26 protein-coding genes are annotated in these 24,650 nt (G+C 62.1%); 11 read left to right on the top strand and 15 right to left on the bottom strand.

The window, feature by feature from the left end; genetic code table 11:
• Positions 1–4: 4 nt before the first annotated feature.
• From ACK41X_RS08365 to ccoN, 9 genes are all read right to left on the bottom strand, one after another.
• Positions 5–838 carry a universal stress protein gene (locus ACK41X_RS08365; protein WP_409721250.1) on the bottom strand — a complete coding sequence of 278 codons (834 nt, stop codon included), beginning with the start codon at positions 836–838 and terminating at the stop codon, positions 5–7.
• A gap of 73 nt (positions 839–911) precedes the next feature.
• Positions 912–1,082: a cbb3-type cytochrome oxidase assembly protein CcoS gene (gene ccoS / locus ACK41X_RS08360; protein WP_409721247.1), complete on the bottom strand. Its 171-nt coding sequence runs from the start codon at positions 1,080–1,082 to the stop codon at positions 912–914.
• Complete coding sequence (locus tag ACK41X_RS08355) at positions 1,079–3,325, bottom strand: heavy metal translocating P-type ATPase (protein ID WP_409721244.1); 2,247 nt, start codon at positions 3,323–3,325, stop codon at positions 1,079–1,081. Before ACK41X_RS08355 ends, ccoS begins: the two co-directional genes overlap by 4 nt.
• A complete protein-coding gene (locus tag ACK41X_RS08350) occupies positions 3,322–3,825 on the bottom strand; it encodes a FixH family protein (protein WP_409721241.1) in 504 nt (167 codons plus the stop codon). The genes ACK41X_RS08355 and ACK41X_RS08350 overlap by 4 nt, the downstream gene beginning before the upstream one ends.
• Entirely contained in the window at positions 3,822–5,339 is a 1,518-nt protein-coding gene (ccoG, locus tag ACK41X_RS08345; protein ID WP_409721238.1) for a cytochrome c oxidase accessory protein CcoG, read from the bottom strand. The genes ACK41X_RS08350 and ccoG overlap by 4 nt, the downstream gene beginning before the upstream one ends.
• 6 nt (positions 5,340–5,345) lie before the next feature.
• Entirely contained in the window at positions 5,346–6,221 is an 876-nt protein-coding gene (ccoP, locus tag ACK41X_RS08340) for a cytochrome-c oxidase, cbb3-type subunit III (RefSeq protein ID WP_409721236.1), read from the bottom strand.
• A gap of 4 nt (positions 6,222–6,225) precedes the next feature.
• Positions 6,226–6,381, bottom strand: a complete 156-nt coding sequence (locus ACK41X_RS08335; RefSeq protein ID WP_409721233.1) for a cbb3-type cytochrome c oxidase subunit 3 — start codon at positions 6,379–6,381, stop codon at positions 6,226–6,228.
• An 8-nt stretch (positions 6,382–6,389) separates the two neighbouring features.
• Positions 6,390–7,124 carry a cytochrome-c oxidase, cbb3-type subunit II gene (gene ccoO / locus ACK41X_RS08330; protein ID WP_409721230.1) on the bottom strand — a complete coding sequence of 245 codons (735 nt, stop codon included), beginning with the start codon at positions 7,122–7,124 and terminating at the stop codon, positions 6,390–6,392.
• A 6-nt stretch (positions 7,125–7,130) separates the two neighbouring features.
• Positions 7,131–8,798, bottom strand: coding sequence for a cytochrome-c oxidase, cbb3-type subunit I (gene ccoN / locus ACK41X_RS08325; protein ID WP_409721227.1), 1,668 nt, complete (start codon positions 8,796–8,798; stop codon positions 7,131–7,133).
• Between the two features lie 205 nt (positions 8,799–9,003).
• Between ccoN and ACK41X_RS08320 the strand changes: the two genes are divergently transcribed.
• Entirely contained in the window at positions 9,004–9,381 is a 378-nt protein-coding gene (locus ACK41X_RS08320) for a DUF6455 family protein (RefSeq protein WP_409721224.1), read from the top strand.
• The gene (locus tag ACK41X_RS08315; protein ID WP_409721221.1) at positions 9,372–9,710 is read left to right on the top strand and encodes a c-type cytochrome; all 339 of its coding nucleotides are present in this window, start codon (positions 9,372–9,374) and stop codon (positions 9,708–9,710) included. Before ACK41X_RS08320 ends, ACK41X_RS08315 begins: the two co-directional genes overlap by 10 nt.
• A gap of 73 nt (positions 9,711–9,783) precedes the next feature.
• On the opposite strand, the gene ACK41X_RS08310 is transcribed toward ACK41X_RS08315, so the two are convergent.
• Together ACK41X_RS08310 and ACK41X_RS08305 are read right to left on the bottom strand one after the other, a co-directional pair.
• The gene (locus ACK41X_RS08310) at positions 9,784–10,173 is read right to left on the bottom strand and encodes a hypothetical protein (RefSeq protein ID WP_409721218.1); all 390 of its coding nucleotides are present in this window, start codon (positions 10,171–10,173) and stop codon (positions 9,784–9,786) included.
• Positions 10,174–10,194: 21 nt separating this feature from the next.
• Positions 10,195–10,875 (bottom strand): helix-turn-helix domain-containing protein, encoded by a 681-nt coding sequence (locus ACK41X_RS08305; RefSeq protein WP_409721216.1) that lies wholly within the window; start codon positions 10,873–10,875, stop codon positions 10,195–10,197.
• A gap of 223 nt (positions 10,876–11,098) precedes the next feature.
• On the opposite strand from ACK41X_RS08305, the gene ACK41X_RS08300 reads away from it, so the two are divergent.
• From ACK41X_RS08300 to ACK41X_RS08280, 5 genes are all read left to right on the top strand, one after another.
• Positions 11,099–12,493 (top strand): PAS domain S-box protein, encoded by a 1,395-nt coding sequence (locus ACK41X_RS08300; protein WP_409721214.1) that lies wholly within the window; start codon positions 11,099–11,101, stop codon positions 12,491–12,493.
• Positions 12,486–13,097, top strand: a complete 612-nt coding sequence (gene fixJ / locus ACK41X_RS08295) for a response regulator FixJ (RefSeq protein WP_409721211.1) — start codon at positions 12,486–12,488, stop codon at positions 13,095–13,097. Before ACK41X_RS08300 ends, fixJ begins: the two co-directional genes overlap by 8 nt.
• A gap of 116 nt (positions 13,098–13,213) precedes the next feature.
• On the top strand, positions 13,214–13,345 hold the full coding sequence (locus ACK41X_RS08290; RefSeq protein WP_409721209.1) for a hypothetical protein: 132 nt from the start codon (positions 13,214–13,216) through the stop codon (positions 13,343–13,345).
• Between the two features lie 110 nt (positions 13,346–13,455).
• Positions 13,456–14,067, top strand: coding sequence for a UbiX family flavin prenyltransferase (locus ACK41X_RS08285; RefSeq protein WP_409721207.1), 612 nt, complete (start codon positions 13,456–13,458; stop codon positions 14,065–14,067).
• A gap of 9 nt (positions 14,068–14,076) precedes the next feature.
• Complete coding sequence (locus ACK41X_RS08280) at positions 14,077–14,586, top strand: TIGR02444 family protein (protein WP_409721205.1); 510 nt, start codon at positions 14,077–14,079, stop codon at positions 14,584–14,586.
• 30 nt (positions 14,587–14,616) lie between these two features.
• On the opposite strand, the gene ACK41X_RS08275 is transcribed toward ACK41X_RS08280, so the two are convergent.
• Positions 14,617–15,684, bottom strand: coding sequence for a maleylacetate reductase (locus tag ACK41X_RS08275; RefSeq protein ID WP_409721203.1), 1,068 nt, complete (start codon positions 15,682–15,684; stop codon positions 14,617–14,619).
• Positions 15,685–15,910: 226 nt separating this feature from the next.
• On the opposite strand from ACK41X_RS08275, the gene ACK41X_RS08270 reads away from it, so the two are divergent.
• The gene (locus ACK41X_RS08270) at positions 15,911–17,185 is read left to right on the top strand and encodes an MFS transporter (RefSeq protein WP_409721200.1); all 1,275 of its coding nucleotides are present in this window, start codon (positions 15,911–15,913) and stop codon (positions 17,183–17,185) included.
• A 232-nt stretch (positions 17,186–17,417) separates the two neighbouring features.
• Positions 17,418–19,406, top strand: a complete 1,989-nt coding sequence (locus tag ACK41X_RS08265) for a putative bifunctional diguanylate cyclase/phosphodiesterase (protein ID WP_409721198.1) — start codon at positions 17,418–17,420, stop codon at positions 19,404–19,406.
• A gap of 177 nt (positions 19,407–19,583) precedes the next feature.
• Here the strand turns inward: ACK41X_RS08265 and ACK41X_RS08260 are convergent, their stop codons facing one another.
• From ACK41X_RS08260 to ACK41X_RS08250, 3 genes are all read right to left on the bottom strand, one after another.
• Complete coding sequence (locus ACK41X_RS08260; RefSeq protein WP_409721196.1) at positions 19,584–20,579, bottom strand: aspartate carbamoyltransferase; 996 nt, start codon at positions 20,577–20,579, stop codon at positions 19,584–19,586.
• A 330-nt stretch (positions 20,580–20,909) separates the two neighbouring features.
• Positions 20,910–21,242 carry an antibiotic biosynthesis monooxygenase family protein gene (locus tag ACK41X_RS08255; protein ID WP_409721194.1) on the bottom strand — a complete coding sequence of 111 codons (333 nt, stop codon included), beginning with the start codon at positions 21,240–21,242 and terminating at the stop codon, positions 20,910–20,912.
• A gap of 12 nt (positions 21,243–21,254) precedes the next feature.
• Positions 21,255–22,142, bottom strand: coding sequence for a polysaccharide deacetylase family protein (locus ACK41X_RS08250; protein ID WP_409721192.1), 888 nt, complete (start codon positions 22,140–22,142; stop codon positions 21,255–21,257).
• A gap of 120 nt (positions 22,143–22,262) precedes the next feature.
• Here ACK41X_RS08250 and ACK41X_RS08245 point away from each other — a divergent pair, with 120 nt between their 5' ends.
• Both ACK41X_RS08245 and ACK41X_RS08240 read left to right on the top strand, forming a co-directional pair.
• A complete protein-coding gene (locus ACK41X_RS08245; protein ID WP_409721190.1) occupies positions 22,263–22,733 on the top strand; it encodes a GFA family protein in 471 nt (156 codons plus the stop codon).
• A gap of 305 nt (positions 22,734–23,038) precedes the next feature.
• Entirely contained in the window at positions 23,039–24,523 is a 1,485-nt protein-coding gene (locus ACK41X_RS08240) for a SulP family inorganic anion transporter (protein ID WP_409721189.1), read from the top strand.
• The last annotated feature ends 127 nt before the right edge of the window (positions 24,524–24,650 follow it).

Genomic DNA, 24,650 nt, shown 5'->3' with positions numbered 1-24,650 from the left:
GCGCCTAGTGCGACATCAGTGTCGGCAGCGTCATGCTCGACAGGATCTGCCGGGTCGCGCCGCCGAGCAGGAATTCGCGCCAGCGCGAATGGCCGTAGCCGCCCATCACCAGAAAATCCGCGCTCCTGTCCGCGACATAGGACAGGATGGCGTTGCCGACATCGATATCGGCCGCTGTGATCCGTTGCAGGGTTACGTTCAGCTTGTGGCGGGCGAGATGCGCCGCCATGTCGGCGCCGACTTCTTCTCCGCCATCCTCTCCATTGTCTTTGACGATGAGGAGTTCGACTGACTTCGCTTGGGCGAGAAGGGGAGCGGCGTCACCGATCGCACGGGCGGCAGTCTTGCTGCCGTCCCAGCAACAAACGATGTGATCGAGCTTCACCGGCTCTTTCTGGATGTAGGGTACGACGATGACCGGCCGCCCGGAATCGAACAGCGCCGACTCCACGAACAGGTCTGTCGCCGTATCGGCATCGGGATCGGGCTGCATCATCACCGACACATCGTAGTGACGCGCGATTTTGCCGAAGCGGCTGGCAGCATCGGCGATCTGCGCCGTGATGATCCGGGTTTCCGAACGAACCCCCTGCTTCTGCGCGGCTGCATCGAAATTGGCCAGCGCATCGCGGGCTTTGGCCTGGGAATCCGCAATGGCCCGGTCGATGATGTCGCCCGAAATACCTCCGCCCATGACGCCGGCGGGAATGATCGGTTCGAGCGCGAATGCCAGTCCGGTAAGGTGTGCGTAGAAATCGCTCGCCAGCGAGATTGCATAATCGCTGGCAGGGTCTGGCGTCCGTCCGGGATTGAGAGCGACGAGAATATCTTTTGGCATGCGGGTTTCCTCACCTGCCAAATCGTATCCGTCGGAAAGCTCATGGCGCGTTGACGCAAGTCAACAGCACAGGTCAACGGTGGGTTTTGTCGGCCTTTTCCGGCAGGTCGTCGTCGTCAAGCACCCGCAATGCGGCGCCTTCGAGGTCATCATATTGTCCGCTGCGCAGCGACCACAGGAATGCGGCGAGCCCGGCGAGGCCGAGCCCAAGCGCCATCGGGACAAGATAGACCAGCACATTCATGTCGGCTGCACCGCGGCTTCTGGAGGTCCCGCGGTGGCCTCGGCCTCGGCTGGCGCTTGAGCGTTCCGGGCGCGCACCCGCAACACATCCCACATCACAGCCCGCACAAAGAACGAAATCGCGACGGCTGCGATCAGCGGGGTTACGAGACCGGCGACCGCGACCGGCACCGCAATGGCGTTGTAGACAAGCGCCAGCCAGAGGTTCTGCCGCATCAGGGCGCGGGCGCGACGGGCGGAACGGATTGTCGAGAGAACAGGCTTCAGGCTGTGTCCGAGAAACACTGCGTCGGCCTGCGCCTGCGACAGGTCGGCGGCGCTGATCGGCGACATCGAAACGCTCGCCGCGGCGAGCGAGGGGGCGTCGTTCAGGCCGTCGCCGACCATCAGCACGCTGCGGCCATCGGTCTTCCAGGCTTCGATTGCCGCGACCTTGTCGGCCGGAGTCAATTCCGCCTGCCACTGCGTGAGGCCGAGCGCACGCGCGACCGGTTCGACCGCTTCCGTGCGGTCGCCGGAGAGAATGCGAATTTCCAGGCCGATCCCTTCAAGCCCGCGCATGGTTTCGGCGGCATCGGGGCGCAGCACCTGATGGACCGCGAAGACGGCGCTGCGGTTGCCATGGCGGAATGCGATCAGAGAGGCGCCGGGATGGCGCGCGCGCAGGGCATCCGGCACCTCGACCGAACAGAAAACAGAACTGCCGAGCCGCGCTTCGATACCGTCGACCATCGCGCGGACACCGCGGCCATATTCCTCGGTGACATTCTCGAGCGGCTGCAACCCTTGCCGGCCGCGTGCGATTGCGCCCGCAAGCGGGTGGCGGCTCGACAATGCGAGCCTTCCGGCGAGCGCCAGTGTTTCCGGATCGACGTCGTCGCCATTGACCACGCGCGGCTCCGGCAGGGTCAGCGTGCCGGTCTTGTCGAACACGACGACATCGGCTTCCGCCAGCCGCTCGATGGCGTCGCCGGCATTGAGAAACACTCCGGAGCGGAACAGCGCGCTCGCGGCAACCACCTGCACGACAGGAATCGCGAGCGCCAGCGCGCAGGGACAGGTGATGATCAGCACCGTGATCGCCACCACCACGGAGGTGTGGACGGACGCGCCTGCGAGCATCCAGCCCGCGAAGGTCAATGCGGCAGTGAGATGAACCACCGGCGCATAGTAGCGCGCAATGCGGTCGCTCAGCCGCACATAGCGCGAGCGCGCATGCACCGCCTTGTCGAGCAGCCGGTCGATCTCGTCGAGAAATGTGTCCTCACCGGCGGCGGTGACGCGGACCGTGAGGGTACCGTCGAGATTGATGCTGCCCGCGTAGACGGCGCGGCCTTCGCGCGCTTTGGCCAGCGCGGTCTCTCCGGTGATGAGGCTTTCGTCGAGATGCGCATGACCGGACAACACGATGCCGTCCGCCGCAACGCGTTCGCCGGCCCGCACCAGAATGCGGTCGCCGGTGCGGAGCGCCGCGGACGGCACCTGGACCAGCTCTCCGTTGTCGCGCAGGCGATAGGCGATCTCCGATTTCATCGCCGCGAGATTTCCGGCCACGGCGCGGGTCTTGCGCCGCATCATCTGGTCAAGCACACGACCGCACAGCAGGAAGAAGATCAGCATGATCGCAGAATCGAAATAGGCATGCGTCGCTGAATGCGCCGTCTCGTAGAGCGACAGCCCGAGCGCGAGCAGAATGCCGAGCGAAATCGGCACGTCCATATTGGTGTGGCGCGCCTTCAACGCGTTCCAGGCGCTGCGGAAGAAGGGCTGTCCGGCATAGGCCGCAGCCGGCAGTGCAATCGCCGCAGACAGCCAGTGGAACAGGTCGCGGGTTTCCGGCGTGATGTCGGTGACGTTGCCGGACCAGACGGAAACCGACAGCAGCATGATGTTCATTGCGGCAAAGCCGGACACTGCAAGACAGCGCAGCAGGGACTTGAATTGCCTGCTCTCCTCTTCCTCGCCGGTCTGCTGCCGGAACGGATTGGCCTGATATCCCATCCGCTCAAGGAGGCGGATGGCGTCGCCCGGATCGAAGCCGCTGTCCTTCCAGGTCAGCGTCAGGCGGCGATTGGTGAAGTTCAGGCGCGCATCGTCGAGGCCGGGCACCGATTTCAGCGAGCGCTCGATCCGGCCGATGCAGCCGCCGCAATGAATGCCGTCGACCACGACCTCCATGCTGGCGACGCCGTCGGGCGTGCGACGCATATAGTGGGAGAAATCAAGCCTGCCGTCGGCGGTCATTTCAGCATCACCCGGCTCTTGGTGCGGTAGACCCGCTCGCCGTCACGTTCGATGTCGAGACTGAGGGTCCACTGGCCTGCCGCGATTTCGGCCGACCCCCGGAAGCTGCCGTCGGCCATGCGCGTCAGCGGCACAGCCTGATCGAGCCGCGCGCTGGCGGGATGGACAAGCCGTGCATCCACGGCGATGCCACGGACCGGCACACCATTGTTGTCCTTTATCTGCACGGTGAGAACCGCATCGCCTGCAGTGTTGCGCGCGATCCGGCCTTCGACCTGCCAGTTCAGCGCGGCTTGCGCGGCCGCGGCCGCCTCTTCCTCCTTGTAGGCGAGACCCGCCCGGTAGGCGGATGCGGTTTCGGTCCCGGCGAAGGTCGTGACCGCGGCGCGGATCATGAACGCATTCACCGCTGCAACCACGCCGAAAAACCCCATAAAGCAAATCAGCACGGTCCGGCCGGTGATCTCGCGCGATTTATGCGGTGTGGCCCTGGCATTCATCTGCTGCGCTCCGGTGCACGAAAATAATCCTTGGTCTGCGCCCATTCGCGCGACTCAAGATCGAGAATGTGAAACACGATCGGCGTGGAGGCGGGCGGGGCAAATTCGTAACTGTTGACCAGCACGCGGAACTCGCGCGACTGGTCGGGGCCGACCTCGACGATATTCGCCGAACCGAGGGGCAGGCCCATGATCTCCACGACGGTTGCGGGCACGCCCTGCACGGATACGGCGAAACGGCGGGGCTCCTGCCGCTTGTTCAGGATGCGCATGGTGTAGCCGTTGCGGATCGCGCCGTCGGCCATGCGCACGAAGATCGGGTTGCGGTCGTGGATTACACTTATGTCGAAGGCGTGGCGGGTCAGCAGTGCGTACAGCATGATGGCGCCGACCAGGGCGATGATCGCGGCATACATCACGGTGCGGACACGGATGATTTTCTGAACCGGCGCCTGGCCGTCAAGCCGCCGCTTGAGATTGATTTCGCTGTCGTAGCCGATCAGCCGCTTGGGCCGGCCGATCTTCTCCATGATGTTGTCGCAGGCGTCGATGCACAGGCCGCATTGAATGCATTCGAGCTGCGAGCCGTTGCGTATGTCGATGCCGGTCGGGCAGACATTCACGCATTGCCGGCAGTCGATGCAGTCCCCGGCGGGAAGCCCTTCCAGCTTGAGCTGCTCGCTCTTCTTGACCGAGGCGCGCGGCTCGCCGCGATCATAGCGATAGGTAACGTTCAGCGCATATTCGTCAGTCAGAGCTGCCTGGATGCGCGGCCAGGGGCACATATAGGTGCAGACCTGCTCGCGCATGTGCCCGGCGAGCGTATAGGTCGTGAAGGTCAGGAGTGCGATCCAGCCATAGGCGATCAGCGGCGCCTGTCCGGTGGCGAGGTTCCACACCAGGGTCGGCGCATCCGCAAAATAGAGAACCCAGGCGCCGCCGGTCCACCACGCCACCATCAGCCAGAGAAAATGCTTCACGCCCTTGCGGGCGATGCGCTGCGCGGTCCAGGGGCCTGCATCGGTCTGAATCTGCTGGCGGCGGTCGCCCTCGACGAAGCGCTCGATGGCAAGAAACAGATCGGTCCAGACCGTCTGCGGGCACAGATAGCCGCACCAGACCCTGCCGGCGACGGCGTTCATCAGGAACAGCGTCATCGCCGCGATGATCAGAAGGCCGGTGAAGAAATAGACTTCCTGCGGCCAGATCTCGATGAAGAAGAAATAGAAGCGGCGGCCCGGAAAATCGATCAGAACCGCCTGGTCGGGCGCGCCGGGGCCTCTGTTCCAACGCACGAAGGGCAGGAAATAGTAGATCGCAAGCGTGATAGCGAGCACCGCCCATTTGATGCGTCGGAATGTACCACGCACGCTTTGCGGATAGATTTTGCGGCGTGCTGCATAGAGTGGTCCGTCGAATGTGGGCTCGTCATCGACAGGCGGCTGCTGACCGGTCCCGCCTGGCGCGGGATCGGCCGTTACCGTCTTTCGGTGATCGATGACGACTTCAACCATGGCCCGCTACTTCTCGCCGCCGCCTAGGGTGTGAACATAGACCGTGAGCGACTTGATCGTCGTGTCGTCGAGCCGCGGCGCCCAAGCCGGCATGGCCGCGCCGCGGCCGTTCGAGATGCCTTCGATGAGGGTTTCGCGACTCGGGCCGTAGAGCCAGATCTGATCGGTCAAATCAGGGGCACCGATCTCGCGGTTACCCTTGCCGGCTTCGCCGTGACACGACGCGCAGTTGTCCGCAAAAATTGTCTTTCCACGAGCAAGATCGGTTCCGGCCGCGACCGGCAGCCCGGATAGCGAGCGCGTGAAATCAGCGACAGCGGCAATATCGGCCTGCGAGAGGATCTTGTCACGGCCGAAAGCGGGCATCATACCCTGGCGCGTATTCTCGTCCGAGGACCAACGCACGCCATGCCGAATGGTGTGTTCGATGTCGGCAAGCTTGCCGCCCCACAGCCAGTCGTCGTCGTTGAGGTTTGGATAGCCCCGGGCGCCGCCACCGCCCGCACCATGACAGGGGGCGCAATTGTCAGCAAAGGCCGCGCGTCCCTGCGCACGGGCGAAATCGAGCATCTGCTGATCGCCGAGAATGTCGTCCAGTGAGGATGCGGCGATCTTGTCCGCCATGCCGGCGCGCTGGGCACGCAGCGCCGCGAGATCCTCGGAGACGGCTGAGCGCGAATTCCAGCCAAGGACACCCTGCGTATGGGTGCTGAGCAGCGGCCATGCCGGATAAAGAATCATATAGCCGATAGACCAGACGATCGTGATGTAGAACAGCCATAGCCACCAGCGTGGCAGCGGCGTGTTCAATTCCTTGATGCCGTCCCATTCATGGCCGGTGGTTTCGGTGCCGGTAACGGTGTCGATTTCGCGTTTGGCCATGGCCTTAGTCCTCCCGCAGCGGCATGCGCGCGGCTTCGTCGAATTTTTTCTTGTTCGCGGGCCAGAGCGCGTAGACCAGAACCGCGAGGAACACCGTCACGAAATAGATGAGCCCCCAGGTCTGCGCGAACTCGGCAAGCATCTTGTACGTGTCTGACATGGGGCGCCTCAGCGGATATTGGCTTTGTTGTCGTAGAGTTTGAAATCGACCTGCGTGCCCAGCATCTGCAGGTAGGCGATCAGCGCATCGGCTTCCGTGATCACGCCGGGGTTGCCGTCATAATCGCGCACCTGTGCGTTGGGGTAGCGCTTCTGCAGAGCCTCGGCTTCGGGATGATCGGTGATTGCTTGCGTGCGCAGATCGGCGGCGGCATTGGCGATCATCTCCGGCGTATAGGGCACGCCGAGCGTCGCCTGGACCTTCAGATCGTCGGCGATGTGCCGGAAGTTCAGTTCGGTGCGCGCGAGCCAGGGATAGGCCGGCATTACCGTGCCGGGCACCACGGACCGCGGCGCATTGAGATGATCTCTGTGCCATTCGTCGGAGTATTTGCCGCCGACGCGGGCAAGATCGGGACCGGTGCGCTTCGATCCCCACTGGAACGGCCGGTCGTACATGCTTTCGGCGGCGAGCGAGTAATGCCCGTAGCGTTCGACCTCGTCGCGCAGCGGCCGGATCATCTGCGAATGGCAATTGTAGCAGCCTTCGCGCACATAGATGTTGCGGCCCGCAAGTTCGAGCGGCGTGTAGGGCCGCACGCCGGACACCTTCTCAATCGTGCTCTTGAGATAGAAGAGCGGCACGATCTCGACCAGGCCACCGACCGAGATGACGAGCAGAATGCCGATCAACAGGACGATCGAATTCTTTTCGAAGATGGCGTGTTTCGACCAGAAGGACATGTGTGCTTACTCCGCCGGAACGAGCGCGGCCGAACCGGTCCGCCGGGTTTGCGGCTCTTCCTCGACGGCTCTGACCGTCATCCAGAGATTGAAGGCCATGATCAGCGCGCCGGCGAGGAACAGGATGCCGCCGATGGCGCGAATGACGTAGAACGGATGCATCGCTTCGACCGTCTCGATGAAGGAATATTCGAGGAAGCCGAGGCTGGTGTAAGCACGCCACATCAGGCCCTGCAGGATGCCGGACACCCACATTGCCGAGATGTAGAGCACGATGCCGATGGTCGAGATCCAGAAGTGCCAGTTCACGAGCTTGAGCGAGTACAGCTCCTTGCGGTTCCACAGCCACGGCACCAGGCAATAGATCGCGCCGAAGGAGACATAGCCGACCCAGCCGAGCGCACCGGAATGCACGTGTCCGATGGTCCAGTCCGTGTAATGCGAGAGCGAGTTGACCGCCTTGATCGACATCAGCGGACCTTCGAAGGTCGACATGCCGTAGAAGGCGACCGACACCAACATCATGCGCAGCACCGGATCGGTGCGCAGCTTGTCCCAGGCGCCCGACAGTGTCATCAGTCCGTTGATCATGCCGCCCCATGAGGGCATCCACAGCATGATCGAGAAGGTCATGCCGAGCGTCTGCGCCCAGTCGGGGAGGGCGGTGTAGTGCAGATGATGCGGACCCGCCCAGATGTAGAGAAAGATCAGCGACCAGAAATGGATGATCGAGAGCCGGTAGGAATAGATCGGCCGGTCCGCGCGTTTCGGTATGAAGTAATACATGATGGCGAGGAAGCCGGCGGTGAGGAAGAAGCCGACCGCATTATGGCCGTACCACCATTGCACCATGGCATCCTGCACGCCCGACCAGACGATGTAGGATTTCGGCGAGAAGATCGACACCGGGATCGCGGCATTGTTGCCGAGATGAAGAACCGCGATGGTGACGATGAAGGCCAGGTAGAACCAGTTCGCCACATAGATGTGCGGCTCCTGCCGTCGCATCAGCGTGAACAGGAACACCATCAGATACACGACCCAGACGATGGTGAGCCACAGATCGGCGTACCATTCCGGCTCGGCATATTCCTTGCTCTGGGTGATGCCGAGCAGATAGCCGGTGCCGGCGATCAGAATGAAGAAATTGTAGCCGAGCACCACGATCCAGGGCGCAAGCTCGCCCGCCAGCCGCGCGCGGCAGGTGCGCTGCACCACATAGAAGGAGGTGGCGAGCAGAACGTTGCCGCCGAAGGCAAAGATCACCGCCGAGGTGTGCAGAGGCCGGATGCGGCCGAAAGTGAGCCAGGGCAGGTCGAAATTCAGAACGGGGTATGCAAGCTGAAGCGCCGCCAATACGCCGACGGCAAATCCTGCAATGCCCCAGACCATCGCCGCGATGGTGGCAAACTTGACCGGACCCATATTGTAGTTCGGCTTGCCGTCGATTGTCAGCGGCGGCGGCGCCGCCGGGCGGTTGAAATAGCGCTCGACGATCGCGAACACCGCGGCGGCGCTGCCGGCCGCGAACAGCGAGGCATGGAAGGCGAATTCCGGCGTATGCGCCATCGCCGCGATGAAGAAGGTCACGAATGCCGTGGCGGCGAAAGTGAGCGCAAGCGCACCTTCGCTGAGGCTCATCGTTTTGGGGGAGCCGACCGTCGTCTGTGACATGGAAACCTGCGCTGGAAGGTCGTTATCGTTGCGCAATACGAATGGGGCGTCCTGCCGCGGGCGATGTTGATCGAAGTCAACCGGCCGCGGAAAAAAGCGCGGAGCTGTTGATACAGCGCAAGGCAGTGACCGGTCAGGTCTGCAAAGAATTAAAAATAATCAGGAGGCGCCTATGACCACGCAATCGGTCACCCGGAACTCAGGAATGTTCCACGCGATAGCCGAGGCATGGAGCCGCTATCGCAAACGCAGGGCCGCTGTCGCCGAATTGCGGTCGCTCGGCACATCGGAGCTTGAGCGCGTCGTTCACGATGCCGGCTTGTCCTTCGGCGACGTTCTGGAACTCGCCAGGCAGTCCGGCGATTCGGCGGCTCTGCTGTATCGCCGGCTCGAACAGGCCGGGATCGACATGAAAACGATCGAACCGGCTGTGCTGCGCGACATGCAGCGCTGCTGCTCGTTCTGCGATAGCAAGGCTCAATGCACGCATGAGCTTGACGACGCCCCCAAGACGGCGAGCTGGCCGGCCTATTGTCCGAACCGCATGACCATCGAGGCCCTGGGTTCGGCGAAATGCCATTGACAGTGCGTGCCGCCGCCCCGGCGTTTCTCGCCGGGGCGATTTTGCTTTACGCAGGTTTGCCGGTGCAAAGTGCTCCGGCGCAGAATGCCCAGCGTGGCGCCGCCATTGCGCGCGCGCATTGCGCCAATTGCCATGCCATCGACAAGCTCAGCCCGAGTGCGCTGAAGGATGCGCCGCCGTTCCGCGACCTGCACAAGATGTATCCGGTCGAAAATCTGCAGGAGGCGCTGGCCGAAGGTATCGTGACCGGCCATCCCGGCATGCCGGAATTTCGTTTCGATGCGGCCCAAGTCAACGACTTCATCGTTTTCCTGAATACGCTGCGCTGAGGCGCCGCGCACGGTTGTCAAAAAGCAGCGGCCGCGTAGCCGCTGCTTTTTTATACCGTAATCGTTCCAGAATTCAGATCGGCTCGACCGAAACGACCCGATAGGTATGGGTCGCGTCGGCCTCGCGGACGGACACATACTCACCGATCTCGAATCGCTCCTGCTCGAAGTGGTATCCGGCTTCGTCGTCTTCGTCGCCGCGGATGTCGTAGCGGAACGCCCAGCTGCCGCCCGGCCGGTGCACGAGATGCCCGATGTCGTCGTCTTCGCCGGAACGGAACCGCACCACGCGGCAGGCGTCGCGATGCTCTTTCCAGGTTTTGGCGTCGAAGCGCCGCTCCGCATCCAGCGGAGCGACAATAATGTAGCCGCGGCCCGCACTGCCCGCTGGATGGCCCTTTTCTCTTGCCAATTCGAGCCTGATCTTGCGAAAACTGCGCGGGAGTTGTGATCCCAAAGTCATGACCGCTCCCTTGGCGTCGTGTCAGGAATCGAGATTGATTAGCGCCTGACGGTTGCGCAGGATCATGCGGCGCGAAGTCGCAAGCTCGATCGCCGACGTCTGTTGAAACTGCGTCAGCGTGCGCGACACCGTCTCGATCGTCAAGCCGAGATAGTCGGCGATATCCTGGCGCGACATCGGCAGTTCAACCGCTTCTCCGGCCAGCTTGTTCGAAATGTCGATTAGGAACGAGGCGACACGCTCCTGCGCGGTCTTGACCAGCAGCATTGCATGCCGGCGCGCCTGTTCCAGCTCGGAAGCGGTATGCGCCCACAGCCGGTTCGACACATCGGCGTCTTTCGCCGCCGTCGCGAGTAGAGTGGATCGGCGGACAACCGCGATCGCCGATGCTGTCACCGCCTCGGCCGAAGAAGCATGGTGAGAGCCAAGCTCGATGCCGAACACGTCTCCGGGGAAATAAAACCCCTCGATCTGACGCCGGCCATCCTGAAGAATTTTGTACACTCGGACCGTGCCGGACAGAACCTTGTAAACGTAGTCGGCCGGTTCGTTCTCGCCGAAAATTTCCACGTCCTTGGCGAAGGACATCCGCGCGCCGGTCAATTCAACCGACCCGAAAAGCGTCTGCGCCTGGTCGGGCGCATAATGGCAGGCTGGAGCGCGATTGAGCTTTTGCGACGGCATAGCTGCTTGGATGTGCATGGCGAGCTCCTCTTTCATTATGGTTTCTTTGGTAAGGTCCGCCGACGCTTGCGAAAATTCGGATATTTCACCTAAGGGATATCCCGGAGGTGCGTCGCCTGCGGCGCGTCGCTACAGGCAACTGTCTGAAATAGATAGGAAATTCTGCGGAATGGCGGCCGACAGGTCTTACCGCTGGCTGGTATATGGGGGCGCTATCGCGCTTCTTGCCGGTTTTTTGGCGATGCGGGCCCTGCTGCTTCCCGAGCTGTCGAACGGTTCGGTCTATCTGTTCCTCGTGCCGGCCGTGCTGGTGATCAGTGCTTTGGCCGGGCCATTGCCCGGATGCGTCGCCACCTGTCTTGTTGTTGCTGTCGAGGTCGGCTTGTCCAGGGAAGGTCCTTCGCGGACCGGTATTGCCGATGCGGCCGCGTTTCTTGCCATCGGGTTTGGCCTCGCTTGGCTTGGCGGGCGAATCCAGCGTGCGCGGGAGGCGGTGGAGGCAACCAATCTCGATCTGGTCGCGCGCGAGGCGCACCTCAAGTCGATCCTGGACACCATTCCGGACGCGATGATCGTGATCGATCCCAAGGGAATCATCCAGTCATTCAGCGCCGCCGCAGAGCGGCTGTTCGGCTACAAGTCTGCCGACGTTCTAGGCAAGAATGTGAGTATGCTGATGCCCTCGCCCTATCGCGAAGGGCACGACGGTTATATCGAGCGCTATCTAAGAACAGGCGAACGCCGGATCATCGGCGTCGGCCGGGTCGTGGTCGGGGAACGAAGGGACGGTTCGACATTCCCGATGGAGCTTGCGGTCGGCGAGATGAAGTCGAACGACAAGCTGTTTTTCACCGGCTTTATCCGCGACCTCACCGAGAGACAGAGGACCGAGACCCGGCTCCAGGAGTTGCAGGCAGAGCTCGTGCATATCTCGCGCCTGACTGCGATGGGCGAAATGGCGTCGACGCTGGCGCATGAGTTGAACCAACCGCTCTCGGCGATCTCAAATTATCTCAAGGGCGCGCGGCGCGTCCTCGACAGCAAGACCGACAATGCGACCGCGCTTGCCGCGGAGGCGCTCGACAAGGCGAGCGAACAATCGCTGCGCGCAGGCCAGATCATTTCGCGGCTTCGTACGTTTGTGGCCCGCGGCGAATCCGAACGCAAGGCGGAAAGCCTCTCCAAGCTGCTGGAGGAAGCCAGCGCGCTGGCGCTGGTCGGCGCCAAGGACCAGGGCGTCAAGGTGCGCTTCGATCTCGATACCGGAAACGATACCGTATTCGCCGACAAGGTGCAGGTGCAGCAGGTGGTGCTCAACCTGATCCGCAACGCGATCGAGGCAATGTCGGAAAGCCCGAAACGGGAATTGGTCATTTCATCGACCGCCGATGACGGGCGTATGGTGCGCGTCAGCGTATCGGACACTGGCAGCGGGCTTGCGCCGGAGATATTGCCGCAGTTGTTTCAGCCCTTCATAACGACCAAGAAGCATGGCATGGGGGTCGGACTGTCGATTTCGAAAACCATCATTGAGGCGCATGGCGGCCGGCTTTGGGCGCAACCCAATCCCGGCGGCGGCACCGTCTTTCATCTGACGCTCAAGCTCGCGGGCCATGGGGAGATGCGCGATGCCTGAAACCGATTTCGTTCATGTCATCGATGACGACGAAGCAGTCCGCGATTCGCTCTCGTTTCTTCTGCGAACCGCCAATCTCAATGTTGTCAGCTATCCGTCGGCAACTCAGTTTCTCGAGCAACCGGTGCGCGAAATCGCGGGCTGCGTTATCACGGACGTGCGGATGCCCGACATGAGCGGGCTTGATCTCTTGCGACGGCTGCGTGCCATGTCGAGCGCTATTCCGGTGATCGTGATGACGGGACACGGCGACATCCAGCTTGCGGTTGAGGCGATGAAGGCTGGCGCTGTCGATTTCCTCGAAAAGCCGTTCGACGACGAGCGCGTGATACAGGCGGTGCGCTCCGCGCTGGAGGCGCGGCGCGCCGAGAGCGAGCGGCTCGGTCAGCGCCACGAAATCGAGGAGCGGCTGGACAGCCTGTCGCAGAGGGAGCGTCAGGTCTTGGACGGTCTCGTGGCCGGATTGCCAAATAAGATCATAGCCCATGACCTTGGCATCAGCCCGCGCACCGTTGAGGTTTACCGTGCCAACGTCATGACGAAGATGCAGGCAGGCAGCCTCTCGGAACTCATCCGGATGGTGTTGCTGGTTCAGCCCGCGTGAGTGCCGGCGCGGCGTGAGTTGATCCTGATCAAGGCCTGCTCCCCAGAACAGTCCAGTTTTTGCCAATGAATCAGGAATTGCCGCCGCTAAGACCCTGCCCCCGTTGCAGGATTACCATGCAGGCCGATCGCTCCGACGCGATGGCCGGCTACGATACCTTTACCTGCCTGAGGTGCGATCTTGTCCTGACCTACCGGCGTCCGCCGGTGACGGCCGGTACCCGTAAGGCGCAGCGGGAACTGCCCTGACCGCACACGGCGCAAGTTGGCAAAGGCGCGAAAATCGCCCCTCCTTGAGTCCCGCGACCGCTCCCGATATGAGGATGCCAGCGCATCATGTGCAGGCCCGAGGAGTTCCTTTGACGGACAGGCGGTTACTGGTCGGCATCAGCGGCGCGTCCGGGGCAATCTTCGGTGTGCGTCTGCTGCAACTGCTGAGGGAGGCCGGCGTCGAGACGCATCTGATTGTTTCGCGCGCCGCACGCATGACGCTCTCCTATGAAACCGACCTGTCGATCGATGAGGTCGAAGCGCTGGCCACTGTGACCTATCCCGAGCAGGATCTCGGCGCCGCCTGTTCCAGCGGATCGTTCAGGACCCTCGGCATGATCGTGGCGCCTTGCTCGGTCAAGACCATGGCCGAAATCGCAAGCGGCGCGACCAGCAATCTGGTATCGCGCGCCGCCGATGTCTGTCTCAAGGAGCGGCGCCGTCTCGTTTTGATGCTACGCGAAACGCCGCTGCATCTCGGTCATATCCGCAGCATGGCGGCGGTGACTGAGGCTGGCGCGATCGTCTATCCGCCGGTGCCTGCTTTCTACGCGCGTCCGCAATCCGTCGGAGAGATGATCGATCATACGCTCGGGCGCGCGCTCGATCTTTTCGACATCGATCTGGGGACCGTGCGCCGCTGGACCGGCAAGACAGCCAAGGCGCCCAAGACCTCCAAGACGCCCGAATCCGTCGATTGAGTTTGCGCCATGGCCGCGCTGGAGACCGACAATCCGTTCTGGCGGTTTTCGTTGCGGGTCTATGCCGAGCCGGGGGTTGCGGAGGAATGCCTCGCCGCCCAGGATAACCTCGGCGTTGATGTCAATGTGCTGCTATTCGCTGCGTGGCTCGGGACGGAACGCGGCATCGCCCTCGATCGCACCGGGCTTGCCCGGGTCGAGGCGGCGGTCGCGGGCTGGGCAGACGACATCGTCACGCCGTTGCGCGCAGTCCGGCGCAGGCTGAAGCAGATGCCCGAGATCGAAGAGCCGCAGGTCCAGGCGCTGCGCAAGCGCATCGCGCAGATTGAGCTGTCCGCCGAGCAGATCGAACAGGCGTTGTTGTATCGACTTTCGGATGAATTCGGATGCGCATCAGGCTCTGTAGCGGCCACAGGCAAAAATGTGGCCGTCGTCGTTGCGGCGCGCAGCGCGGATCCGGCTCAGTTTCAGTTTTGCGCGCTGCTGGCCGCATGCGGCGCGGCGCCCGCAACCGATTGACGGCGCCGTTTGCGGCCTGCGCCGCGCGGCTCAGTCCAGCGGCGTCGGCGTGTCGCCGGCCCAGGCCGCAGCGATCAGCGCGCGCACGGCGCCGCGCTCAATCGGCCGCGGATTCCAGTACGGGTTTTGAACTGCGAGATCGGCAGCGCGATCGATGCCGGATTCGGGCATGCCGAGCGATTTCAGGCTTTGCGGGCTGCCGAGCCGCGATGCCAGATTGACCAAGGCCGATGTGCCGTCCTCTCCGCCGAGCGCGCGGGCGATCGCGGCATCGGCTTCGGGTGCGGCCTTGGCGTTATACGCCATGGCATAGGGCAGGATCACCGTGTGCGTATCGGCATGCGGCAGATCGAATGCGCCGCCGATCACATGGCAGAGCTTGTGGTGCAGCGCCATGCCGACCGATCCGAGACACACGCCGCACAGCCAGGCGCCATAGAGCGCATCGGCGCGCGCCTCCCTGTTGTGCGGATCGGCTATGATCGCAGGCAAGGCGCGGCCCAATGCGCCGATCGCCTGCTCCGCCATCAGCGAGATCACAGGATTGCGGTCCTCCGCATACAGCGCCTCAACGGCATGGGCGATGGCGTTGGTGCCGGATGTCACGGTCAGGCGCGGCGGCAGCGTGAGCGTGAAATCGACATCGTAGATCACGACTTCCGGCAGCACTTTCAGCGTTCGCTGCGTCACCTTCACGCCGTCCTTGGTCTCGCCGATGATCGGGGTCACTTCCGAGCCGGCATAAGTGGTCGGCACCGCGAATTGCATCAGGTCGGTGCGCAATGCGATGGCTTTGCCAAGGCCGGTCGACGATCCGCCGCCGAAGGAGACGGTGCAGTCGGCGCGGCATTCCCGAACCTTTTGCAGCGCACGCTCGGTCACATCGGCCGGCGTATGCATCGCAGCCCCCGCGAAGGTGCCGGCGCAAAGCGGCCCGAGCGTCCCGGCGATCCGCGCAAGATCGTCCGCCTGTTCCGGCGTGCTGAGCAGCAGGGCCCGGCTGCAGCCCGCACGTTCGATCTCGCCTTTCAACCGTGAGATGGTGCCGCTGCCGAAAATCACGCGGGAGGGGAGAGAGTTGTAAACGAACGGCTGCATGACCTACCCGAGGTTTGGTTCTGACAAGGCTCTGTCTACCAACTCGCAAGCCTTATCGGAAAGCTCTGTTGAGCCGGCTCTCGGCAAATTTTGCGTTTCGCAACCATATCCGAATCCTTAAGCATTCCACGTCCAGCATTTGCCGAATGTTGACGCATTACCGCTACGACCGACCAATGGGTTGTTAGCCAAGGCGCTCTCCCGGGGGCGCACGGGAACTTTGGGCATGACTGCTGCGACTTTCAGCAAGCCGGTCGCCGGCGAAGCGAGCCGTACGCGGGCGGTGGCGGCGGCCTCGATTGGCAATGCGCTCGAGTGGTTCGATTTCGTCATCTACGGCTTTTTCGCCGCGACCTTGGCGAAGCTGTTTTTCCCGACCGGGAACGAGACCGTGTCCCTGCTCCTGGCCTTTGCCACATTCGGGGTGACCTTTTTAATGCGGCCGCTCGGTGCGATCGTGATTGGCAACTATGCGGATCGTCATGGACGCAAGGCGGCTTTCACACTCACCATTGTCCTGATGATGGTCGGAACCGCTATCATCGCCGTTGCGCCGACTTATGCCGCTGTCGGGATATTCGCGCCGCTTCTGATCGTCGCCGCGCGCATGATCCAGGGCTTTTCGGCGGGCGGCGAATTCGGCAGCGCCACCGCGTTTCTGGCGGAGCAGAATCCGGCCCGGCGCGGCTTCTTCGCAAGCTGGCAATTTGCAAGCCAGGGCATCACCACGGTGCTTGCCACCGGTGTTGGCGTCACCCTGACATCGACATTGACGGCTGCGCAGATGGAAAGCTGGGGCTGGCGCCTCCCCTTCATCTTCGGCCTCCTGATCGGTCCGGTCGCCTATTACATTCGCCGCCACGTCGACGAGACGATGGAATTTCAGCGCATGCAGGTCAGCCGGTCGCCGCTGCGCGAAGCACTGTCCGACAGCAAGACGCGAATGCTTGTTTCGTTCGGCGCGGTCGTGCTCTGCACCGTTGCGATGTACACGGTGCTGTTCATGCCGACTTATGCGACGCGGCAGCTCGGCCTTACGGCGTCGGGCGGATTTCTTGGCGGGCTGCTGACCGGCGTGATCCAGGTCTTGCTGATTCCGGTCTTTGGCGCGTTGTCGGATCGCACCGGCCGGCTGCCGATCGCTTTCGTTGCGGCGGCGATCATGCTGGTGCTGGTCTATCCGCTATTCTCATGGCTTGCAGCCGACCCCACCTTGCAGACGCTTCTGATCGTGCAGGGCATCATCGGTGTACTGATGGCCGCGTATATGGGGCCGTTGGCTGCAATGATGTCGGAGCTGTTTCCGGCGCGAATGCGCACGACCGGGCTGTCAATCAGTTACGCTTTTGGCGTTGCAATCTTTGGCGGCTTTGCACCGTTTATCAACGCCTGGTTGATCGAGATGACTGGCACCAAGCTTGCCCCAGCATTTTACCTCATGCTTGCAGCGTTTATCAGTCTCTCCGCGCTTGCGGCAGCCCGGCGCCTCGGCAGCCGCTAGCCCTGCATCGCCACTCGACAAGCGACTGTTGTCGGAACCGTGGCGTGCGGCTGCGTGGTTGATTGAGCATGAGCTTCGCGGCCAGCTTGCCGCAGCGCCCTCGATGTCGCGCTGCGATCGCGGCACGCCATAAAGCGAGATTTTACCTCTCGTAAAGGGCTGTTCCTTAACAAATTGCCGGAATAATGCGGGCATTCAAGCTGGGCAACCGACCTGACCGGACACCTCGCTGATGAGGCTCGCAAAAGCCATATCTCGCTTTGCTGAACGGCTGAACGGTTCGGTCCCCGATCCGGTTCTGCATTTCGAACTGGTGCGCGCTCTGTATGGCGCGACCAGCACGGCAAAGCCGCTTTTTATTGCGACCGCGGCTGCGACGGCTGTGACTGCGGTCGCCGCTCTGCTCAGCAGCGATCTTGCCTTTGCATTGATCGCCGTACTGTTCCTACTGACCGGCATCGCCCGCAGCGTTGCGGCGAGTTTGTATCACCGCGTCGAGCACGACCCTTTTGACAATGCCGACCTGCGGCGTTGGGAAATGATCGCGCTGGCCGGCGCCTGGTCGTTCTCCGGCCTGGTCGGCGTTGCCGGCGCGTATGCTGTGTCCAATCACCCCGGTACCGATGTCGAGATACTCATCAGCTGTTGCGTTATCGGCTACGTCGCCGGCGTATCATCGCGCAATGCCAGTCGTCCGCTCGTCACGATCGGCCAGGTCAGCTTCACCTGCCTGCCGTTCACGGTTGCGTTGCTGCTTCGGGGCGATGTCGCTCATCTTGTTCTCGCGATATTCATCGGCACTCTTTATGTCGGTACGATCGTCATCTGTCGCAGTGTGTTCGAGAATCTCGTCTCGCGCCATCAGGCCTTCCGTCGTATTGAGACGCTGGCGCAGCGCGACGTCCTAACCGGGCTATGGAACCGTGCAGCCTTCCTTAGTCTGCTTGAAGCCAAATTTGCATCTCCGGCAAGAGACGAGGTGGGCCTGATCGCCATCGATCTCGACCGCTTCAAGGACATCAACGATACGCTCGGCCATCCCATCGGCGACGCCGTATTAAAGGAGGCGGCCGAACGGATCCGCTCGGCGCTGTGTCCGGGCGATGAAGTGTCGCGGGTCGGCGGCGACGAATTTCTGGTCATGCTCGCAGGACCGCGAGCCAAAGATATGGGTGCGGTCTCCCGCAGCATCCTTGCGAAATTCTCCGATCCCTTTGCGATCGAGATGACGCGGAGCATTTGCGGAGCCAGTATCGGATGTGCGATCGCCGGGCGCGAATGCAGCATGGATGCGCTGCTCCGCAACGCCGATCTTGCGCTTTACGAGGCCAAGCGGCGCGGCCGTAGCCAGGTCGTGGAATTTACTGTCGAGTTGTCTCTCGAATACGAAAGCCGCGTGGCGCTGGAGCACGATCTTCAGCGCGCGCTGGGGCGGGGAGAACTCGACATCGTGTATCAGCCGATCGTCGACCCGCGATCCGGCCGCGCAATCTGCTGTGAGGCGCTGCTGCGCTGGAACCATCCCGAGCTCGGTTCGATTGCACCCGACGTTTTCATTCCGATCGCGGAGACCACAGGGCTCATTGTGCCGATCGGCTCCTGGGTGCTGACCAAAGCCTGCACAGAGGCGACGCATTGGAGCGCCGATATCAAACTCTCAGTGAATCTCTCGGCCGTGCAGTTTCGCCACGGCCGCGAGATTGTGCGCCGTGTCAGGGCCGCGCTTGCCGAATCGGGGTTGCCGCCGAGCCGGCTCGATCTCGAAATCACCGAGTCTGTGCTGTTCGAGGACAACGCTGCGACCCTTGGCATTCTCGAAGAGCTGCGCAGTATGAAGATTGGCATCTCGCTCGACGACTTCGGGACCGGGTTCGCCTCGCTCGGTTATCTGAACGATTTTCCGTTTTCCAAGATCAAGATCGACCGCAAATTTTCGCAGAAAGTCTCCGAATCCTCGCGCACATCGGCAATCGTCGCCGGTACGGCGCAGATCGCGCGGGACTTGCGCATGGAGTGCATTGCCGAGGGTGTGGAATCAGAGGTGCAGCTGGAAAGGCTGCGCAGCTACGGGATCAATGCAATCCAAGGATACTTGTTCAGCAAGCCGCTGCCGGCTCACAAGCTGCGCAAGCTGATCCAGGAACCGATTTTCCCGGCATCCTACAAGGTTGCGGCGCGGGCGACCGGTAAAGTGGCGACGCGCCGCAAATTGGCCCTCTAATTCAGAGGCTTGATGCGTCTTCTAGAGTCTTTTCGCTTTTCTTCGAATCGCGAAAAGACTCTAAGTTGTTGCGTTGGCGCGTTTTCTTCACGCGAACCGGTGCCCACTTCGCTCGAAAACGCAATAAACGCGGACACCAGCCGCCTCGACCGAAAGGCTTCACCGAAAAGCGCCCGATCAATTGGCGTTCAGCAGCCGCTCCAGCACTGCCATGCGCATGAATTTCGATAGGCGCACCTGCTCGAAATACATCGCATTCGGAAGCCCGTCGCAGGACGGATCGATTTCGTCGAAGCGCGGCAGCGGATGGTAGAGCAGGGCCTTGGAACCGAGCCGCTCGATCTTCTCCGCCGTTACAGCAAAGTGCTTCGGCGTGAAATGGGGCGAGACATAGCCCGATGCCGGCGGCTCCCCGATCGCTGACATGTCGTAGGGCGCCATCATCACCGCGTCGCATTCGGCCAGCGCCGTGTCGATATCGGCGACGATACGCAGCCGGATCTGATGTTCGGAAAGCGCCGCGGCCACATCGTCCGGCACCTGGTAATGCGGCGGGGGGCAGAACACGACCTCGCGCGGTCCCTCGAAGCGCAGCAACTGGATCAGTGACCGGACCACCCGGCCGCGCGGATCGCCGCCGAAGGCGATGCTCTTGCCGCGCAATGTCCCAAGGCCGCGCCGCATCGCGTGAATGTCGATCAGCGCCTGGCTTGGATGCTCGTTCCATCCATCGCCCGCATTGATCACCGGCACAATCGATGTGGCGGCCATCCGCGCCGCCGCCGAGCATTCATGATGCCGGACGACGATGGCGTCGGCGAGGCGCGACACCACTGCCGCACAATCCTCAATGGATTCGCCGATGCTGGAATTGGTGCGCGAGGCCGACATGTCCTCCATACCGATGCAATGCGCGCCGAGCGCGACCGCGGCAGATTCGAAACCAAGCCTTGTGCGTGTGCTGGACTGGAAGAAGAGGAGCGCGACGGTGCGCCCGATCAATTGCTGGCGCGGCGCATGGCCGGATTCGAAGTCGTCCGCCGCCTGGCAGAATTCGTCGACGTCGTCGAGCGTAAGGTCGCGGGCGCTGAGAAGATGCCGGAGCTGGCCCGAGCGAGTTCGTTCACGCCGGCCCTGGACGAGAGCCGGCGACGCAACAGATAGATACGCCATTGGTACGAGCCTCACCGCATTTGAGGTAAGGATTTGTTAAACGATCTTTTGCGCCAAGTAAATTTCCCGCGCCGAAATGCGGCTTTGCGCGGATGGTACCGCCTGCTTCAGGCAGACCTTCTTTAACTGGATGGATTTTTCAACAAATGCATAGAGTTAAAGCGTGTCTCCGATGGCATAGACGACTGCTTACACGGCGTCTGCGGTTAACCAAAGATTTAAACTTTAACGCCGCAGGCGTTGGTACGCTCATCTTTGTGCAGTGCGGTTCGCGTTGCAGCAGTACGGGGCGGTAAAAAGATAACGCCCCCGCGAACCAGCCATCGCAAATCAACCGCGCTGTTCTGGCTTGACAGTCTGGCGCACCTCGAAGCCTTCGAACTTCGGGTGCGACAAATAGAGCGAGCCGGTGCTCTCGTTGCCGGCGCGCGCATGCGCCTTGCGAAAGGCCTCCGAGCGGGTCCAGTCCTCGAAGGCTTCGCGATCGCGCCAGACCGTGTGGGAGGCATAAAGCGTGTGATCCTCTGCTTCCGGTCCCCGAACAAGATGAAACTCGACAAAGCCGGGGACGTCGCCGAGATGGGTGTCCCGGGTGAGCCAGACTTTCTCGAAGTCCTGTTCCGAACCCTTTTTGACTTGAAAGCGATTCATAGCGATGAACATGCCTCGGGCTCCTCATCCTGCTGCGAATGTCACATTCGCCTCTTTCACGTACCAGTCGAGCATCTGTTCGCCGTTCCAGTGCAGGACACCGTCGAACTTTGCGATGTGCTCGTAGATGCGCTCCAGCGGACCGATGCGAAAGGGCTGGCCGCTGATATAGGGATGAATGGCGATTGCCATGAATTTCGCACGATGCCGGCTCTCAGCGTAGAGCCGCTCGAAACTCTCGACGGCGCGCTTGTAGAGGTGGTCGCTTTCGTGGTGCTGCACCAGCATCATCGGGATGTCGTTCAGTTCGACAGTGTAGGGCAGGGTAACGAGCGGACCCTTCGCGGTGCGGATCACCGTCGGTTCATCGTCATAGACCCAGTCGCCGATATAACGGATGCCGGCTTCGGCCAGGTTCTCCGGCGTATCCAGCGTCTGCGTCAGTCCCGGGCCGAGCCAGCCGACCGGACGTTTGCCGGTGAATTTTTCGATGATGTCGCAGGACCGGAAGATCATGGCGCGCTGGTCCTCGACCTTGTGGATCGGCCCTTGGTCGTAGGCATGGCCCATGAACTCCCAGCCGAGATCTTTGCATTCCTGTGCGACGCGGACATAATCCTCGCAGACCCGCGCGTTGATCGAGACGGTCGGGCGGATGCCGAGCCGCTTGTAAAGGTCAAAGAAGCGCCACACCCCGACCCGCATGCCGTATTCGTGCCAGCTCCAGTTAGGCACGTCCGGCAGCATCGGCAGGCCGGTCGGGGCCGGCAGCACCTGCCGCGCCATCGGCCGGGCGATATCCCAGACCTCCAGATTCACGATGGTCCAGACCACCATGCGGGCGCCGCCGGGCAGTTTCAGCGGCGGGCGGTCGACGATGGCGGAGTAATCGGCGCGTTGACTTGGGATCATGCTTTCCGTCATTGAGCTTCGTTCCGGGCGGCGCATCCTAATGCGGCATTCTCTGTCTTGGAATCGCGAATGGGAGAGAGTTCCGCCGACCCACCGTTGCAAAAAGGTCGCGAGGCAAGCATGAAAATCCCGCTGACTGGAGGCTGCCAGTGCGGCGCGCTGCGCTACGAAATCCACGCCGAGCCGCTGTCGGTCTATGTCTGCCACTGCACGGAATGCCAGCGGCAGTCGGCCTCGGCTTTCAGCATGTCGGTGATGGTGCCGCGTTCTGCCCTGGATTACATCAAGGGCACGCCGCGGCGATGGGAACGCGTCGCCGATAGCGGACGCATCATTGCCGGCGACATGTGCGAGACCTGCGGGGTGCGCCCGGTCAATCATCCGCTGGCCAACGACAAGGTGTCGATCCTTAAGCCCGGCACGCTCGACGATACCAGTTGGCTGCATCCGGTTGGCCACATTTGGACCAGAAGCGCGCAACCCTGGGTGCCTCTTCCCGATGACGCCGTGATCCATGAGGGCCATCCGGCGGACATGAACGCGCTGATTGCAGCGTGGAGCGCGTATCGGGAGACGATGCGCGCGGGTTGATGCTTCGCCCTGTTCCTGACCAACCGGTGGGGGGGGAAGGCTCGGCGCGCGTTGCACGAAGGTGGATGCGCGATGCGCACAAAACACATGCTGCGATGCCATATTTTTTGTTATTGCAATGCAACATTGATGTGTTAGTCGTTGCATTATGATGTTTTTCCAGATTTACGGCTTCTTCCGGCTGACCCCGCCATAGCTGCGGCTGCTCGCCCGAATTCCCGCACGCAGCTCCATATCCCTTGCTGTCGTCGTTGCTTGTGAAACTCCCGCGCCCGGCGCGAGGAGACCGAAAGGCTTTTTCGTCAATGATCGTATCTCATCTGCGGAGCGAATGGGCTCCCAACGTGACCCGTGAACTGCTTGCGGGAACGGTGGTCGCGCTGGCGCTGATCCCCGAAGCGGTCGCGTTCTCGATTATCGCCGGCGTCGACCCCAAGGTCGGTCTCTACGCGTCCTTCTGCATCGCTGTCGTCACCGCCTTTGCCGGCGCGCGGCCTGCGATGATTTCGGCTGCGACCGGCGCGATGGCGCTTTTGATGGTCACGCTCGTCAAGGAACACGGCGTCGCCTATCTGTTTGCCGCCACCATCCTGACCGGAATCTTGCAAATCCTCGCCAGCGTCTTGCGGCTCGGCGACCTGATGCGCTTCGTATCGCGTTCGGTGATCACCGGCTTCGTCAATGCGCTGGCGATCCTGATCTTTCTTGCGCAGATGCCGGAGCTGATCGGCCAGGGCATGACGGTCTATGCGCTGACCGCCGCCGGTCTTGCGATCATCTACCTGTTTCCGTATCTGACCAAGGCGGTGCCGTCGCCGCTGGTCTGCATCGTGATCCTGACCGCGCTCTCGATGTATTTCGGCTTCGGCGTCAGGACCGTAGGGGACATGGGCGCGCTGCCGGGCGAATTGCCCTGGGTCGCGCTGCCGCAGGTGCCGCTGACCCTCGAGACGCTGCAGATCATCCTGCCTTACTCACTGACGCTGGCCATGGTGGGTCTGCTGGAAAGCCTGATGACGGCTTCGATCGTCGACGAAATGACCGACACGACGTCGAACAAGAATCGCGAATGCGCAGGCCAGGGCGCCGCCAATGTGGTGTCGGGCTTTTTCGGCGGCATGGCCGGCTGTGCCATGATCGGACAATCCGTCATCAACGTTACGTCCGGGGGCAGGGGACGATTGTCCACGCTCTGGTCGGGCGTGTTCCTGCTGTTCCTGATCGTGGCGCTCGGCCCCTATGTGGCGCAGATCCCGATGGCGGCACTGGTTGCCGTCATGCTCATGGTCTCGATCAGCACTTTCCAGTGGCGCTCCTTCCGTGACCTGCTGCTGCATCCCAAAAGTTCCAGCATCGTCATGCTGGGGACGGTTATTGTTGTGGTGCTGACTCATGACCTCGCCAAGGGCGTCGTATTCGGGGTCTTGCTCAGTGGCGTGTTCTTTGCCCACAAGGTGACGCGCTTCTTCAGCGTGGAGTCGGTGCGCGACGACGCGCGGGGCGTGCGCACCTATCGCGTCACCGGACAGATTTTCTTCGCCACCGCCGAAGCTTTCCATGCTGCTTTCGATTTCCGTGAGGAAAATCTGAAAGGCGTGGTAATCGACCTGACCGCCTCACATTTCTGGGACATCACCAGCATCAACGCGCTCGACCGGGTGATGCTGAAATTCCGGCATCACGCTATTCCGGTGGAAATCATCGGGATCAACGAGGCCACTGCGACGCTGATCGAGCGGCTGGCGATCCATGACAAGCCGGGTGCGTCGCTGGCGCGGCCCGGACACTGACTGGCGGGGCTAGGTTCTGTACCCATAAAGGGGATTCCCGAAGCGGGTGTAAAGTGATTCAACCTCCTGACGGAGGAGATCATGGCCCGTTTCGATCTCAGTGATGCGGAGTGGCGGATCATCGCGC

The organism is Pseudorhodoplanes sp. (assembly GCF_046289595.1).
Classification (GTDB): Bacteria; Pseudomonadota; Alphaproteobacteria; order Rhizobiales; family Xanthobacteraceae; genus Pseudorhodoplanes.
Note: the sequence above shows the minus strand (reverse complement) of the source record. Positions and strands in the feature narration are given on the sequence as shown.